General features: G+C 61.0%; 16 protein-coding genes. 13 read left to right on the top strand and 3 right to left on the bottom strand.

The genetic code is table 11. The features are described 5' to 3' along the window. Positions 1-8: 8 nt before the first annotated feature. The 5 genes from NZ705_00540 to NZ705_00520 all read left to right on the top strand — a co-directional run bounded on the left by NZ705_00540 (position 9) and on the right by NZ705_00520 (position 6385). On the top strand, positions 9-2735 hold the full coding sequence (locus NZ705_00540) for a protein phosphatase 2C domain-containing protein (protein MCS7291449.1): 2727 nt from the start codon (positions 9-11) through the stop codon (positions 2733-2735). Positions 2736-2794: 59 nt separating this feature from the next. Then, on the top strand, positions 2795-4273 hold the full coding sequence (gatB, locus tag NZ705_00535) for an Asp-tRNA(Asn)/Glu-tRNA(Gln) amidotransferase subunit GatB (protein ID MCS7291448.1): 1479 nt from the start codon (positions 2795-2797) through the stop codon (positions 4271-4273). A gap of 73 nt (positions 4274-4346) precedes the next feature. Beyond that, positions 4347-4781: an FHA domain-containing protein gene (locus NZ705_00530; GenBank protein MCS7291447.1), complete on the top strand. Its 435-nt coding sequence runs from the start codon at positions 4347-4349 to the stop codon at positions 4779-4781. Between the two features lie 3 nt (positions 4782-4784). Then, a complete protein-coding gene (locus NZ705_00525; GenBank protein MCS7291446.1) occupies positions 4785-5819 on the top strand; it encodes a DUF3326 domain-containing protein in 1035 nt (344 codons plus the stop codon). Then, positions 5816-6385, top strand: a complete 570-nt coding sequence (locus NZ705_00520; GenBank protein ID MCS7291445.1) for a CPBP family intramembrane metalloprotease — start codon at positions 5816-5818, stop codon at positions 6383-6385. The genes NZ705_00525 and NZ705_00520 overlap by 4 nt, the downstream gene beginning before the upstream one ends. On the opposite strand, the gene NZ705_00515 is transcribed toward NZ705_00520, so the two are convergent. After that, complete coding sequence (locus NZ705_00515; protein MCS7291444.1) at positions 6382-6885, bottom strand: hypothetical protein; 504 nt, start codon at positions 6883-6885, stop codon at positions 6382-6384. The genes NZ705_00520 and NZ705_00515 overlap by 4 nt on opposite strands. Then, positions 6878-8350: an Asp-tRNA(Asn)/Glu-tRNA(Gln) amidotransferase subunit GatA gene (gene gatA / locus NZ705_00510; protein MCS7291443.1), complete on the bottom strand. Its 1473-nt coding sequence runs from the start codon at positions 8348-8350 to the stop codon at positions 6878-6880. Before gatA ends, NZ705_00515 begins: the two co-directional genes overlap by 8 nt. 101 nt (positions 8351-8451) lie before the next feature. Here gatA and NZ705_00505 point away from each other — a divergent pair, with 101 nt between their 5' ends. The 8 genes from NZ705_00505 to NZ705_00470 all read left to right on the top strand — a co-directional run bounded on the left by NZ705_00505 (position 8452) and on the right by NZ705_00470 (position 13973). Then, complete coding sequence (locus tag NZ705_00505; protein MCS7291442.1) at positions 8452-9297, top strand: ferritin-like domain-containing protein; 846 nt, start codon at positions 8452-8454, stop codon at positions 9295-9297. Next, positions 9252-9941 carry a hypothetical protein gene (locus NZ705_00500; protein ID MCS7291441.1) on the top strand — a complete coding sequence of 230 codons (690 nt, stop codon included), beginning with the start codon at positions 9252-9254 and terminating at the stop codon, positions 9939-9941. Before NZ705_00505 ends, NZ705_00500 begins: the two co-directional genes overlap by 46 nt. 64 nt (positions 9942-10005) lie before the next feature. Next, complete coding sequence (locus tag NZ705_00495) at positions 10006-10230, top strand: Calvin cycle protein CP12 (GenBank protein ID MCS7291440.1); 225 nt, start codon at positions 10006-10008, stop codon at positions 10228-10230. A 9-nt stretch (positions 10231-10239) separates the two neighbouring features. After that, entirely contained in the window at positions 10240-11022 is a 783-nt protein-coding gene (gene cpdA, locus NZ705_00490) for a 3',5'-cyclic-AMP phosphodiesterase (GenBank protein ID MCS7291439.1), read from the top strand. 173 nt (positions 11023-11195) lie between these two features. Continuing rightward, positions 11196-11693 carry an RNA-binding protein gene (locus tag NZ705_00485; protein ID MCS7291438.1) on the top strand — a complete coding sequence of 166 codons (498 nt, stop codon included), beginning with the start codon at positions 11196-11198 and terminating at the stop codon, positions 11691-11693. Between the two features lie 40 nt (positions 11694-11733). After that, positions 11734-12591 carry a PRC-barrel domain-containing protein gene (locus NZ705_00480; protein ID MCS7291437.1) on the top strand — a complete coding sequence of 286 codons (858 nt, stop codon included), beginning with the start codon at positions 11734-11736 and terminating at the stop codon, positions 12589-12591. Next, on the top strand, positions 12592-13437 hold the full coding sequence (gene dapF / locus NZ705_00475) for a diaminopimelate epimerase (GenBank protein ID MCS7291436.1): 846 nt from the start codon (positions 12592-12594) through the stop codon (positions 13435-13437). 224 nt (positions 13438-13661) lie between these two features. Further along, positions 13662-13973: a hypothetical protein gene (locus NZ705_00470; GenBank protein MCS7291435.1), complete on the top strand. Its 312-nt coding sequence runs from the start codon at positions 13662-13664 to the stop codon at positions 13971-13973. Positions 13974-14583: 610 nt separating this feature from the next. Here NZ705_00470 and NZ705_00465 read toward each other — a convergent pair. Beyond that, positions 14584-16086, bottom strand: coding sequence for a class I SAM-dependent methyltransferase (locus NZ705_00465; protein ID MCS7291434.1), 1503 nt, complete (start codon positions 16084-16086; stop codon positions 14584-14586). Between the last annotated feature and the right edge of the window lie 3 nt (positions 16087-16089).

Raw genomic sequence — 16089 nt, 5'->3', positions numbered from 1 at the left:
CCGGATGGATGGACAACCTAGAATGTTCCAACCCTAGTTGCTACAGCCTGAATCCTGAGACCCAACTCTTTTGTCAGGTCTGTGGGGCACCTCTGGAGACGGTTTTTCTGTGGGTTCCGGGTGAGCCGTTGCAGGAGACAGACCTAGAGCGTCCCTACCGAGAGCGCTACCGCCTGCGGGGAGAACATATCCTATTGGATGTGCAACCGGGGCGACCGCCGCTGAGTGTCGATACCGTTCCCATCGAGGCCCAGCCCTACCTGCGGTTATTTCCCTGGCGGCTGCACTTACCCCAGATTTACGCAGTGATGCCGGTGGGGGGCCAGTTGCGACTGTTGCTGTCCCAGGTGCCGCTGTTGACTAAGGAGTACAGCGAACCACCCCCTCATCCCAAGCCCGTGCAACCGTTCGGCGTGGCCTGGACCAACGCAACGGCGTTTCGGCAACTGAACTGGCTGTGGCAAATAGCCCGTCTCTGGCCGGTATTGAACTATCAGCAAGTGGCCAGCAGCCTGTTGAAACCGCAACTGCTGCGGGTCGAAGGGCCGGTGCTGCGCTTGCGGGAGTTGGCGCCCGACCCGGAGCCGGTCTCCTTGGCTCAGTTGGGAGAGCTGCTGCAGCGCCTGGTGCCGACCGCCCGCTCGGAGGTGCGCGAACCCTTGGCCCAGTGGTGCGAAGCCATGATCCAGCAGCAGATCACCAGCGCCGAAGAGTGGCTCCAGCAGATTGAACAGCGGCTTGCCCTGTGGCGGGAGACCTGGAACAGCCAAGTGACGGTCATAGCCCAGACAGACCCCGGACCCACGCGCCGCCGTAACGAGGATGCCTGTTACCCCAAAGCCCATAGCCCTCAGGCGTTACCCCTGGCGATTGTCTGCGACGGCATTGGCGGCCACGAAGGGGGAGACCAGGCGGCCAATCTGGCCGTTGAGTCCGTCAGTCAGCATCTCAATCCCCACCTGCTGGCCAAACTGGACACCAAGCTTATCGCTGAAGAACTGGCCACCGTGGTCTGCCAGGCCAACGAGCGCATTGCCCAGGTCAACAACCAGCAACAACGCCAAGAACGGCAACGCATGGGCACCACCCTGACTCTGGCGTTCATCCGGGATTACGACGTGTTTGTTGCCAACGTGGGTGATAGCCGCGCCTACTGGATCACTCGCTCGGGTTGCTACCAAATGACCACCGACGACGATGTGGCGTCGCGGGAGGTGCGGCTGGGGTACAGTCTTTACCCGCAAGCGTTACGGCAACCGGCGGCGGGCGCCTTGGTGCAGGCCCTGGGTATCAGCGCCTCCAGCGTCCTCCACCCGGCGGTTCAGCGGTTTCTGCTGGACGAAGACAGCGTTTTTCTCCTGTGCTCCGACGGCCTGAGCGACAACAACTTGGTGGACCAGCACTGGCAATGGGAAATTCTGCCAATTCTAACCGGTGAACGGGATTTGGTCACCGCCGCCCAGCGGCTGATCCAACTGGCCAACCGGCGCAACGGCCATGACAACGTGACAGTGGTGTTGCTGCATTACCAGGTCTTGCCCGCGAAGACAGCAGCCAGTGGCCCGGCTGCAGAACCAGCGACTCAAGGGCAACGCCGACCGCCTCTACCGCCGCCGCCCCCACCGGCGGAACCCGTGACCCGTGGACGTCCCGTGCGACCGCTTCCCCGCTCCCTGCCACCGGCGCCTCGTCGGCCTTCGCCCCTTTGGTTGATGGGACTGCTGGCGGGCCTGTTGACATTGTCGGCTGGTGTGGGGTTGTGGTGGCATGAGCAGCGGGCGACCCGCGACGACCCGCTCCAGGTAACCGCGTCCACCCTGGCCCGTTTCTCCAGCGAACCAACGGTTATCACCGCACCGGGGCGGGTCAGCGCCCTAGCAATTGACCCTCAAGGCAAACAAATTGCGGTTGGGAGTGATGATGGCGGCATTTATCTCTGGCAACTGCCGGCGGGCCAACGGCAACGTCTGCTCCGCTCTGCGGGACTGCCGGTGATGGGGCTGGCCTTTGTGCGCCAAGGGGAACAGTTGGTCAGCTCTGACCGCGCGGGGCTAGAGCTGTGGAGGGTCCCCAGTGGCCGCCCTTTAGAACCCCTGGCAGCTCCCAAGGGCGTGATTACCGCTATGGCCAGTGATGGCACTGGGCGGTTTCTAGCGGTGGGGGATGCCAACGGCACGATTTACCTGTGGGATTTGCAGCTTCCCACCACCGGTCCCACCTTCCGCCAAGACCTACCGGAACTGGGGAAGATTGATGCGCTAGCGGTGAGCCCGGCGGGCCGGCTCGTGGCAGCGGGTAGTCAGAGCCAGTCTGTGGTAGAGGTGTGGGAGGTGCTCCCGCGCCAACGCCGTTACAGGTTGACCCACCCCGAACTGCGCCAGGGCATCTGGTCGCTGGCGTTTCGTGGGGATGGGCGTGTGCTCGCCGCCGGCAGTGGCGTAGACGGGCGGGTATTGCTGTGGGATATGGCCCAGGGCAACCGGTTGCGCACCCTGAGGGCCTCCGGCATCGTGTACGACCTGCTATTTAGCCCCGATAAAGCGCTGCTGTTCACGGCGACCGGAACGGTGGGTGCCCCGGCGATCACGGTGTGGAACCCCGCCACCGGCAGGGAAGTGCAGACCCTGACGGGCCATCTAGAGGCGGTCAAACTCCTAGCCATCACACCCGATGGTCGGTTGCTCATCTCCGCTGGGGATGACAACCAAGTGCGGCTCTGGTCAGCCCAGGACTAACCCCGGCGGTTTGCACCCTATATAGTAGAGGTAAGGAAGAGATTGGGGCTAGGGCCATCATGAGTGCGACTGTTGCCACCCGTTACGAAACCATCATCGGGCTGGAAATTCACTGCCAGCTCCAGACAGCCACGAAGATTTTTTGCGGCTGTTCGACGGCCTTTGGCGCGCCCCCCAATACCCAGGTTTGCCCCGTCTGTTTAGGCCATCCCGGCGTCCTACCGGTGTTGAACGAGCAGGTGCTGGTGTACGCGGTGAAAACGGCCCTGGCCCTCAACTGCACCATTGCCCCCTACAGCAAATTCGACCGCAAGCAGTACTTCTATCCCGACCTGCCCAAGAACTACCAAATCTCCCAGTACGATTTGCCGATTGCCACCAACGGCTGGCTGGAAATCGAGTTGCCGGATGCCCAGGGGAACTTCTACCGCAAGCGGGTGACTATCCAGCGGCTGCACATGGAAGAGGATGCCGGCAAGCTCGTCCACGCGGGAGCGGAACGGCTGTCGGGGTCCGACTATTCGCTGGTGGATTTCAACCGAGCGGGTGTGCCCCTGTGCGAGATTGTCAGCGGGCCAGATTTGCGCTCTGGGGCCGAAGCGGCGGAATACGCCCAGGAATTGCGCCGGATTGTCCGGTATCTGGGGGTGTGCGACGGCAACATGCAGGAGGGGTCCCTGCGCTGCGACGTAAATATCTCCGTGCGTCCCGTAGGGGAAACCCGCTTCGGCACGAAGGTGGAGATCAAAAACCTGAACTCATTCAACGCGCTCCAACGGGCGATTGACTACGAGGCCAAACGGCAGATTGCCGCCCTGGAAAAGGGGGAACCCATTATCCAGGAAACGCGGCTGTGGGATGAGGCGGGACAGCGCACCGTGAGCATGCGCAGCAAAGAAGGCGCGAGCGATTACCGCTACTTCCCAGAACCGGATTTGCCCCCTATTCAACTCACGCCCGAACAAATCGAGCGCTGGCGGCAAGAACTTCCCGAACTCCCGGCGGCCAAACGCCATCGCTATCAGGAGGAACTGCATTTATCGGCCTACGACGCCCGCCTGTTGACCGATGAACGCTCCTTCGCTGAGTACTTCGAGGCGGTGGTGGCGGCGGGGGCCGACCCCAAACAGGCGGCCAACTGGTTGACCGGCGATGTGACGGCCTGGCTCAAGGCCCAGAAACGGGACATCCGCGACCTGGCCTGCCAGCCCCAGGAGCTGGCGGAGTTGATTGGGTTAATCCAGGCGGGTACGATTAGCGGCAAGATTGCCAAGGACCTGCTGCCGGAGTTGCTGACCCAGGGGGGGTCTCCGAAGGCCCTGGTAGAAGCGCGGGGGCTAACCCAGGTGTCGGATCCCGCCCTTCTGAACGCCTGGATTGACGAGGTGTTGGCCGCCCATCCCCAAGAACTCCAGCAGTACCGCGCCGGCAAAACCAAACTGTTTGGCTTTTTCGTGGGCAAGGTCATGCAGCACTCCAAGGGGCGGGCCGACCCTAAGCGCACCAACGAATTGTTGAAACAAAAACTAGCCGACTGATCGAACCCTTGGCCCGTAGCGTATGATGGGAGAAGGGATAGCCCCCAGCCGTTAGCCTTTTCACAGGTGATGTATGAGCGAGGCGCCCCGCGAGCGGCATTTACTAATCGTTCACGACGATGATGGGTCTCGGGCGATTGCCCTGGAAGCAGCGACCTACTCCATAGGGCGCGACCCAAGCAATGCCATTGTGCTCAAATCCAAGACCGTCTCGCGGCGTCATGCCATCCTATTACGCCTTCCCAACCCAGCAACCAAGGGCTATCGCTACCGCTTGATAGATGGAGACGCCCAGGGCAACCGCAGCGCCAACGGCACCCGCGTTAACGGCCAGCTTTGGACCTCGGGGGAACTCAAAGATGGAGATGCCATCAGCTTTGGGGATGTGGAAGCCCGCTATTCCATCGTTTACATGACTGATGAGGAATTCAAAAAACACACTGAAACCGTTGACTTTCGCAGCATCAAGTCGGCGACGGTCAACACTGAAGAAACCCAGATGTTTTAGGGCATGGTGAACCAACGGCCCTACACGGCGGCGCTGGTGATTCCGACCGGGATTGGGGCGGCGGTAGGGGGTTACGCCGGTGACGCGCTGCCGGTGGTGCGGGCCCTGGCTGAAGTCGTAGATTGCCTGATTACCCACCCCAACGTGCTAAACGGCGCGATGTTGTACTGGCCTAGCGAGCGGGTGTGGTACGTGGAGGGCTATGCCCTTGACCAATTCGCCGCTGGGGTGTGGGGGTTGCAGCCGGTGCATGACCAGCGCATCGGCGTGGTGCTAGACAGCGGCATCGAACCCGACCTCCAGCTACGGCACCAGCAGGTGATGCAGGCCGCTCAGGCCACCTTGGGACTCCCAATTGCCGGTTGGGTGCAGACGGACACACCGCTTGGGGTGACCTTGCAGAAGGCTACTTCCGGGGCGACTTGGGGGACGATTGCTCAGCCGGACAGTTTACTGCGTGCCGTCGGCACCCTGAAGGAACGCTATCGGGTGACTGCTGTGGCGGTGGTGGCCCGATTTCCTGAGGTGGAGGCGGCCCAACTCCAGGACTACCGCCAAGGACGAGGCGTGGACCCCTTGGCGGGAGCGGAGGCCATCATCAGCCATCTGGTGGTGCGCACGTTTCAACTGCCCTGCGCCCATGCGCCGGCGGTGCGCCCCTTGCCTTTGGACCCCACGGTGGACCCCCGCGCAGCGGCGGAGGAGCTGGGGTACACCTTTTTGCCGTCGGTGCTGGTGGGCCTGAGTCGCGCGCCGAGCTATGTGACCCAACGCACCGCTGGGAGTCTGTGGACCGATGCCGTGGACGCGGTGGTGGTACCGGCGACCGCCTGCGGTGGCGCTGCAGTTTTGCATTGGGCGGCGCAGGGGAAGCGGGTGATTGCGGTGTCGGAAAACGTCTCCCGCATGGCCGTTTCTCCCGAGGCATTAGACATTCCCGCCATCCAAGTCGCTTCCTACCTAGAGGCCATCGGGGTGGTAGCAGCTCACAAAGCGGGTGTGGACTGGCGCTGGTGTGGCCGGAGATACGCCCCATGACCACGACGCCCCGGTTGTCCCGCTGGGAAATTTTAGTGGCGATGGGCCTTACCGCCGTGGTCCTGTTGTTGGTGGCGCGCCTGTGGCAATTTTTTGACCCCCTGGCCCAATCCCCCTGGGCTTGGCGGCTCCCGGACCTGGGCTGGGGCGTGGCCCTTGGGCTGGGCATTACCGGGTTGAGCCGGTTGGTGTACCGCCTGTGGCCGAGCTACCGCGCCTGTAGCGAGGACTACATGGCCTTAGTGTTGAAGCCCCTGGTCTGGCCGGACTTGCTGTGGCTAGCCCTGCTCCCGGCCCTGAGCGAAGAATTCCTGTTCCGTGGGGTGATTTTGCCAGCGGTCCAGCCTCCGTGGCTGGGGCTAGTAGTCAGCAGTGCCGGTTTTGGCCTGTTGCACATGGGCGGGTGGCGCCAATGGCCCTACGGTCTCTGGGCCAGTCTCATCGGTTTTGCACTGGGGAGCGCCGTGCTCTGGCGGGAGAATCTGCTGGTGGCGGTCGTAGCCCACGGGGTCACCAATGGGGTGTCGGCGGCCCTGTGGAAATGGCAACACCGAACGGACAACTAACGGCGGGGTTTGGTCACCCGCAAGAACCGCGAATCGGCGATCAGCGGTCCTCCCCCTGACCAGACCACCGTGTAGCTGCGCTCCTCCTCCTGGGTGTCGCCGTTGGGATAGACGTAGGTGTTCCGCCCGATAAACTCCAACCGGTCCGGCGTCTGCTCGACCAACCGCAAGTCGTCCACGGTCACCCGTTCAAACTGGGCAAAGAAGCTGGGGTCAAACTGGGCCTGCATCGCGGGAGTGTAGGCGGTGGCTGCCGCAGCCCAATCTTTCGCCGAGAGAGCCTGGTACAGGTTCTGGATCAACGCTCTCGCCTGCTGTTCCTGGTTCACCAGACCGCCCCGAACCCCCCGACCTTGGCCGCCCGGGGTAGGGACTGGCGTTGCTACGGGACTAGCAACCCGCTGTTCGGACACGGGGGGACGCTCCCGTCCGAGAAGAAAACCAGCGATGCCTGCAACCACCCCCACCCCGACCAAAGCGACCATCCAGGCTCTAGCCATCGCGCACCAATGGAGGCACCCGCCGATGCCACGGGGTGCTCTGTTCATAGGCGTGGGCAATCTGTAACAGGCGGGTCTCCTGCAACACCGGCCCAATGATCTGTAAACCGATAGGGAGTCCCTCCGCCGTGAATCCACAGGGCACACTCACCGCCGGCAATCCCGCCAGATTTACCGGAATCGTCATCAAATCCGTCAGGTACATGCTCAGGGGGTCATGGCGCTTGCTACCAATGGGAAACGCCGGCACCGGCGCGGTCGGAGACAACAACGCCTGCACCTGGGTAAACGCCTGCTCAAAATCCCGCCGGATCAAGGTCCGCACCTTCTGCGCCTGCAGGTAATAGGCATCGTAATACCCCCGCGACAGGGTATAAGTCCCCAGCATAATCCGCCGCTTCACTTCTGGGCCAAACCCTTGCCCCCGCGTTTGTTCATACATCGTCACTACATCTGGTGCCGGCACTCGCAACCCATACTTCACCCCGTCGTAGCGGGCCAGGTTGGCGCTGGCTTCGGCGGGGGCAATGATGTAGTAAGCGGCCAAGCCCGTAGCAAACGTGGGGCAGGACAGGGGAACCACCTGCGCCCCCAGGGATTGGAACTGGGCCACCGCTGCGTCAAACGCCTGGCGCACCTGGGGGTCTAGACCTTCTCCCACGGTTTCCTGGATCACGCCGAGGGTCACTCCCTTGAGGGGCTGTTTTGTCGGCAAGGCGGTGAGTGCCTGGGCGTAGTCCGGGACGGGAACCGCCAGACTAGTGCTGTCTTTGGGGTCGTGCCCCGCAATTACCTGGAGCACCAGCGCTGCATCCATCACGGTCGGAGCGAGGGGGCCGATTTGGTCCAGCGACGAGGCATAGGCCACCAACCCGTAGCGCGATACCCGCCCGTAGGTGGGCTTGAGACCGACCACCCCGCAAAATGCCGCCGGTAACCGGATCGAGCCGCCCGTGTCAGACCCCAAGGCCGCCACACAGGTCTGAGCCGCCACCGCTGCACCCGACCCGCCGGAGGACCCGCCCGGCACACGCGTGATATCCCAGGGGTTGGCCGTTACCTGGTAGGCAGAATGCTCCGTCGAACTTCCCATGGCAAACTCATCCAGGTTGGTCTTGCCCAGGACCACGGCACCCGCCTGCCATAACCGCTCCACCACTGTGGCGTTGTAGGGGGGAACGTACCCCTCCAGGATGCGGGAGGCGCAGGTCGTAGGAATCCCCTGCAGGCACAGGTTGTCCTTGAGGGCGATGGGAATTCCCATGAGCCATCCCAGGTCCTCCCCCTGGGCGCGACGGGCGTCCATTTCCGCTGCCCGGGCCAGGGCCAGATCAGCAGTGACGGTGAGATAGGCCTTGAGGTGGGGTTCTCGTCGGCGAATCCGCTCCAGGTACTGCTCCACCAGGGCCACGCTTGTGGTCTCGCCTTGGCGCAGTTGGGTTTGCAGGCGTTGGATGAGGGACATGGGCGTTGCGCGCGACCAATCAATACTCTATCACTCCGATTTGCCAAACCAGCCGCCCATCGCGTATGGTGATGGAGAACCGCTGTGGAGAGAGACAAGGCATGCGTGTAGGGAGCCCCGCCCATCGGGAATTGTTCTGTCGCAGCTTGCTGGAGACGCACCGGGCTTACGACCCAGCCCAATTCCCCTGGCCTGACCTGGATGCGGAAACCTTGGCCTTCCTGCGGGGGATTCCCTTCTGGCAGGAGGCGCTGGCAACGGAAAAGCGCGCTGGGGTCATGGCGCGGGCCTTTGCCGAGGAGATTGACGACCCTTTACTCCGAGCGGCAGTGGCGCTCCAGGCGGACGAGGAGGCGCGGCATGGACGCTTGTTGGCCAGCTTGGTCCAGCGCTATGGCATTCCTGTGGTGCTAGACCCCCCCTACACCCCACCCAAAAACCTCAAGCAGGCCTTCATTGACTTCGGCTACAGCGAGTGTCTAGACTCGTTTTTCGCCTTCGGCTTTTTCCGCATTGCCCAGCAGTCGGGCTTTTTCCCCGAGGCGCTGCTGACTCTGTTCGACCCTATCCTTGACGAGGAGGCCCGCCACATCGTGTTTTTCGTCAACTGGATGGCCTACCAGCAAGCCTGTGGGGGCCGAGGATTTTTCCTCTACCGGGGCCTGAACACGCTGTGGAACTACAGCAAGGCGCTGCGTCACCTGCTGAGGTCCGTGCGGCGTGCGGATGCCAGTGGAGCGGGATTCACGGCCACCGGCGCGTTGGTCTTTGCCCCAGACTTGACCCTACGTCGTTTTTTGGCGACCTGTGTGCAGGAAAACGAGCGGCGTATGCAGGCGTTTGACCCCGAACTGCTCCAGCCGCGTCTGTTGCCTCACCTGTCCCGCCTACTGTTGACCCTGTGGCAACGGTGGCCCCAGAAACGGACGCAGATGTCGCCGGCCTAGTCCTCCTGGCGGTTCAGGGAGCAGAGTACTGGGCGGTTCGACGCGGCGCACCGTCAGCTTGGCCTGTTATCCCAGTACCCCTGGGCGCCCAGGAATTGGCCGACTGGTGGACTCACTATCAAAACCACCTGGTGGGCCGTCCAGCGGTGTTGCTGGGTCTCGCGGGGGCGTTGCAACCGGCCTGGCGCGTAGGCGCCGCCGTAGTCTACCAGGGTTGTACGGCTTACCCCTCGGGCGCTTGGCGCGCCTGCGACCCGCAACTGACCCAGTGGTTAGCGCAACGGCTGGCTCTGCCCCTAGTGCAGGGGTTGACGACCCCCCGCGTGGTGACCCAACCGGCGGACAAGCAGCGACTGGGCGAGCAATTTGCCTGTGGGGTGGTGGACATGGAGGGTTATGTCCTGCTGGAACGTCTCCCCCGGCTGGGCATGGTGCGGGTGGTCAGCGATGGGATGCACCAGCCCTTGCCCGACTTGAATCGCGCTATCCAGGCTGGGCGGGTCCAACCCCTGCTGCTGGCGAAGGTGCTGCTCCAACGACCCGGAGCGGCCTGGGCTTTGGTGCGCCATAGCCAGCAAGCGTTGGCGGTCTTGACCCACCTGACGCAACGGCTAACGGGCAATGCTGAAAAAAAACTAGAATGAAATTGGTGCTACGCCGGTATCTGCGATACAAAGGTAGGTAGTCTATTCCGTTAGGTAGGGTTCTATGAGCGACATTCACGCGCAAATTCAGGCGGAACTGGAGGCGGCTCGGGCGATCTGCGAGCAGAAGGGAATTGACTCGCCGGAGTGCGCTGTGGCCTGGGATACGGTAGAGGAATTGCAGGCGGAGGCCGCCCATCAACGGCAAGCCCAGACTCCCAAGACCTCCTTCGAGCAGTACTGTGATGCCAATCCCGATGCGGCGGAATGCCGAGTGTACGACGACTAACCAGGACCGGTGAACCGACCGCTGCGGGTGGTGCAACTGACCGACACCCACCTGTTTGCTGACCCTCGGCAGACACTACTGGGATGTCCTACCTGGGAGACGCTACAGCAGGTAGTAGCGCAGGTAGTGGTTTATGACCCTGACCTTGTGTTGTTGACGGGGGACCTGTCCCAGGACGAGAGCGACGCGTCCTACGAACGCTTGGTGGCAGCGTTGCAGCTCCTGTCCTGTCCCATCTACTGGTTGGCGGGAAATCACGACGCGGCAAACCCCCTAGAGCGCATTCTGACGACGGGTGGGCTCTGCCCAGACAAACGATTTCAGGCGGGGGGTTGGTATTTTGCCCTGCTGGATTCTACGCTGCCAGGGGAGGTGGGCGGGTTTTTGTCCCCCACCGTGTTGGCGGAACTGGCGACGGATTTGGCGCAACACCCGGAACCGACCCTGATTGCTCTGCACCATCCCCTGTTTCCGGTGGGGTCGCCCTGGTTGGACGACAGCCGCGTGCGCAACCCCGAGGCGCTCTGGTCGGTCCTCGATGCCCATCCCCAGGTGCGAGTGGTGCTGTGTGGGCATGTGCATCAGGAACATACCTGGCGGCGCTGTGGTGTGACGTACTACAGCACGCCCTCCACTTGTATCCAATTTGCCCCCCAAGCGGCGACCTTTGCTTTAGATACGGCATTTCCTGGATTTCGCTGGTTGGAATTGCTGCCGGACGGTCAACACACTAGCGGTGTGGTACGGGTCCCCTGTTCCATCACAGTTGATAGCGGAGCCAGCGGCTACTAGTGGGGATCAAGCCTTTTCCAGGTTCCCCCTGGGTATGGTAACCTAAATTAAGGTACTTGTTTGGGCAACAGCAACGTACCAGTCACCCGCGAAAGTTTGTCACAATTTGGTCTCTCTGTTTGGCCCTGAGTCCCGTCCTTGCCGTAGCGTTTTTGTTATTTAGGAGGTGTTCCATGACCGTGCGGATATATGTGGGGAATTTACCCGAGGATGTAAAGAAGGAAGAACTTTTGGAGACCCTGTTTCGGGATGTCACGGCGATCCAATCCCTCAAGCTGATCACCAACCGCAAAACCCAAAAGTGCCGTGGATTTGGGTTTCTGACGGTCAAAACCGAAGCGGAGGCGGACGAGCTGGTGAGCCGGTTCAACGGGAAAACCTTCCGGGAGCAGGTGCTCAAGGTGGAAAAGGCGCTCCCCCGCACCAAGGACAAGGAGGGCAAGGAGTCCAAGGAAGCGGTGGTGGCGGCGGCCCCAGAGACGGTGGAAAAACCGGTGAAGGCTAATTCTCGGCCCCAGGCCAACCGGAACGGCCAACGGCCAGCCAACCGGCGCAAAGCAACACCGACTGCCCACAACGATGTGGACATCCCCGAACCGGATCCCCGCTGGGCCGATGCGCTGCGGCGGTTACGGGAACGGCTGGCGCAACAGGAAATGCCGCTAAAATAGAAAGACAGTCTTTGGTGGAGCAGTGGACCCACCCCTGTCTATGAAAGCGACAACCCAGGTTTGTTTTCGTTCAGCCCTGATTGACAGCCAAGTGATTACCCGCGACCGCGGACGACGGCTAGGGGTGGTCAGCCAAGTCTGGTGCGATGTGGATGCCTGGCGGGTGGTGGCCTTAGACATCAAGGAGTCCCTGGTGAACAATTACCTGCCGGGAGAGCCAAGTTCTTCCCTACAGTGGGAGCATGTGCGGCAGGTGGGGGATGTGGTGTTAGTGGAAAACGACCAGGTGTTAGAGGAATTGGATACGTCGCCCTACACTCGGTTGGTGGGGACCGAGGTGATTACCGAGACCGGTGAGTTTTTGGGCAAGGTGCGGGATTTTGAATTCGACTTAGCGGACGGTCGCATTTCCCACCTGGTGATTGATGCGTTGGGGGTGCCCCGGATTCCCGCGCGGTTGGTGAGCACCTACGAGTTATCGGTCGAGGAAGTAGTCAGCGTCAGCGCCGACAAGTTGATTGTGTTTGAGGGAGCGGAGGAGCGCCTGCGCCAGTTGACGCGGGGTTGGTTGGAGGCCATTGGCATTGGCAAACCGCCCTGGGAGCGGGAAGAGGAGACAAACTATCTCCCCACGCCCGTTAGCGTAGAAAACCGGTTGGGCAGTGGCAGCGAATCCCGGCGTGCGTCTGTGGAAGAGAATTGGGAAGAGACGGAGGTGGCGAAACCTCGTCCGGTCCGGAAACCCAAGCGGCGGGTGGAGACGGCCTATGCCGAACCCCTAGAACCCGAGCCAGTGACCATGGACCAGGATGTGACGGCCGACGTCTGGGCGGAACCACAGCCCTACCAACCGCCCATCAACATCCCGCAACCGGAGTACGAGGAGGAAGCGAACTAGTTGGCGGTTCCCTTTTGGAAGTACCAGGCCCTAGGCAACGACTATCTGGTACTCGACCCGGCGCAGGGGGGGGATATACTGCAACCGTGGCTGGTTGAGCGCCTGTGTCACCGGCATTTTGGGGTAGGGGCGGATGGTGTATTGCTAGGGCCTCTGCCGGCGCCGAACGCAGACTTTGGGGTGCGGATTTTCAACCCCGACGGTTCCGAAGCTGAAAAAAGCGGCAATGGGTTACGCATTTTCGCCCGCTATCTCTGGGACCGGGGTCTAGTGGGAGAAGCGCCGTTCCAGGTGCAAACCCTCGGGGGACGCGTCAGTGTGCAGGTGCAACAACAGGGCCGTCAAGTGCAGGTGGACATGGGGCGGGTGTCGTTTCGGAGTCGGCTGATTCCTGTAACCGGCCCCGACCGCGAAGTGCTCCAGGAGCCGATTGCGGTGGGCGACCAAACCTTTACCTTCGCAGCGGCCACGATTGGCAATCCCCACTGCGTGATCCTGGTGCCGGAGACCAGTCCGACCTTGGCCCAGACCTACGGACCCGCCATCGAGAACCATCCTTTGTTCCCCCAGCGCACTAATGTGCAGTTTATGCAGGTGGTTTCCCGGCAACGGTTGCGCTTGGAGATTTGGGAACGAGGCGCGGGGTACACCCTGGCCTCCGGGAGCAGCAGCAGTGCCGCCGCTGCCGTCGCCTACCGGTTAGGTTTGTGCGATCCGGAGGTGACCGTCGAGATGCCAGGGGGCGAATTGCAGATTCGCATTGCGCCGGATTTGGCTGTAACCTTGACTGGCCCTGTGCGAGGCGTCGCCCAAGGCACGTTAGCCCCTGACCTGTTTGCGGATTAGCCGGGCTTTGGAAAGGAACGCTTCATCGCCCTGGCTACACCGAACAAGGTCGCGCTTGAGAAATGGATACCATGATGCCCGATGACACCCACATTTCCGTGATTGTGGACCGCACTGGTTCGATGGCATCGATCCAGTTTCAACGCCTTTTTGCGAGAGCAGCAACAGCAACCGGACGGGTCATGCCACCTTGACCTTGGTGAAATTTGACAACCGGGATCCCTATGAAATCATTCACTATTTCCGCCCGATTGCCGGAGACCTGTGGGCCTCGGGCCAGCACCCCGCTCTACGATGCGATGGATGGGACAGGAGCAGAGTCTCGCCCAGATGGCCTGCGAGAGACAGCCCAGCAAAGTCGTGTTGGCGGTCATCCCAAGTACGGCTGGCAGTTGGTGTTTTTGAGCGCCGACCGGGAGGCAATGGTGGACGCCCCTTCCTTAGGAATCGACCCCCAATCGTCCCTGGCTTACGTCAAGTCCAAAGCCGGCAGCGACAAACCTCCGGCTATCGTTCTGGCCAAAGGCAGAAAGTGAGCTTTGATGCGGAGGACCGGCAGCCGCCTGAGGATTTATTAGGGAGAGAACCAACAACGGGGCTGCGCCCTGCAACCCGAGAGATAGCAAACATAGATGACTTGGCTATACTGACACCGCACAAAACAGGGCTGACCACTAGCCACCTGTGACTATTGAATTGCCGCAGCCGGATTGAAAACAGCTTGCGCATTGAGTCTCCTGAAATGGGGTTATTGTGGTTATTAACTCTAGCAGAGACGGTTGATGCAGTCTGGCGAATTCTCCTAGACGTTTCAAGAGCAAGTGCTTGCGGAACTTTGCAGCGGCGCGGTTGGATGCCCAGCAACATCGTCTGGATAAAGGGAACTCGGTATTCGGCTAGAAACCTGACAAAAAGCTATAGCAGGAAACATTTAGGTTGTCGCGCTTGAGAAGCAACCAACAGGGAGACATGTAGGGTTCCGGTTGCCGCCTATGTCAAGAATTCTGTGCTTAGCTATAGTGAGTCACTGCGGCTTCTGCACTGATTATCCTTTCACCACTTGGGCGAGTGTTGTCCGCTCCAGTTTGTCAGAGCGATGGATCGTCCTGCGACCCCCAAACGCGACCAGATAAGCGGTATCCAGCGCTAAATCCCCAACCGCCGCAGCAGCGCCCGCCCCTGTTGCTCAAACTGGGTGACCTGCTCCTGGAGAAACTGACGGTTTTCCTCAGGGGTTTCCAGCACCTTGCCGTCCTTGGTGAGTTTCAGGTTGCGGCGCTCCAGAATCTGCCAGACAAAATCGTAGGGAGCCTGTTGTCGCCGCTCCGCCAGGAGAAATAGCAGTTCCAGGTGGGAGACTTTCACCCCATTGCCGATGACGGGGCTGGCTAAAAACTGTACTTCGCCGTCGATCTCAGACCGCTCAATCACCGCCCGGTTAAACCCTTCGGTGTGGGTTCCACTACCGACCACTGGATGGGCATACCCCAAGCCCGTGAGAACAATGAGCGCCTGGCCAATTTGTTGCAAGGTGATTCCCTGAGGCGAGAGACGGTTCACTAGTTCCGCCACCGTGATGGGTCCCTGGGCCAGTTGTTCCACCAGCGGTTGATAGAGACTCGGTTGCAGTTGCACCTGGCCCGCTGTTGTCTGATGCTCCAGCTTCACCGCTTCGGGCAACACCGTCAGCACAAAGGGCATTGGCTCTAGGTAGCGCACCTGCATTTCCCCGCTGATGGCCACCGGTCCTCGCACATAGACATCCCGGCGAAATTGGCCGTTGAGATAAAAGTCCCGCACCAGTTCCCGCATCGCCACATCGTTAATCTGGGCCAGGTGGTTGATCGCGGCGGTGGGCAGGTTAAAGGCATCCATGTGGTCTACCACGTGGGCCGAGCCGACATAACTCAGCTTCACCGTGCTCATTTCGGCAATCACTTCATCCACGTACAGGGGATGCCAGTGCTGGTTGAAAAATTCATGCACCAGGTAGTGGACATTTTGGTTTTTGAACTGTTCTAAACGGGGAGCTAACCAGGGGTGTTGCAGGTAAATCGCCTGGTTGTTTTTCAACAATTCGATCAATTCCAGCGAGGTTTTTAACCGTTCAATCAGCGTGCCGCTAGCGCGTTCCCGGTGGGCTTGCATCAGCTTTTGAATCGGGGCCATGACCCCCCACCCCGGCAGCGTGTTGTAGGAGACATAGACCACACCTCCTACCTTCAACTTGCGGCGGATAAATTCCCGGATAATGCGGCGATTTTCCTCGCTAATCCAGCTATAGATGCCGTGGAAACAGATGAAGTCGAACTGGGGCAAATCCTCGTCGAGATACTCCTGAAAACTGGCGTCGCTAAAGGTGACATTGGTCAAGCCAGCATCGGCGGCCAACTGGCGCGCGTAGGCGATGTGGGTGGCGTTGAAGTCGTTGGCGTAAAAACTGCCCTGGGGATAGGCCGCCGCCAGCAGGTTAGTGGTTAACCCGTAGCCGCAGGCTAGCTCACAGTAGGTAAAAGGCCGGTCCAGGGGGCGTGGTTGCACCTGTTTGGTGAGCAGGCACAAGTTGAGATTGGCCGGACTCAAGTGGTGGTAAAAGCCGTGGGTATAGGGAATTTCGGTTACATAGCCGTCCTGCCAAGTCGCCGTCATTGT

It is taken from the genome of Gloeomargarita sp. SKYB120 (assembly GCA_025062155.1).
Taxonomy (GTDB): Bacteria; Cyanobacteriota; Cyanobacteriia; order Gloeomargaritales; family Gloeomargaritaceae; genus Gloeomargarita.
Note: the sequence above shows the minus strand (reverse complement) of the source record. Positions and strands in the feature narration are given on the sequence as shown.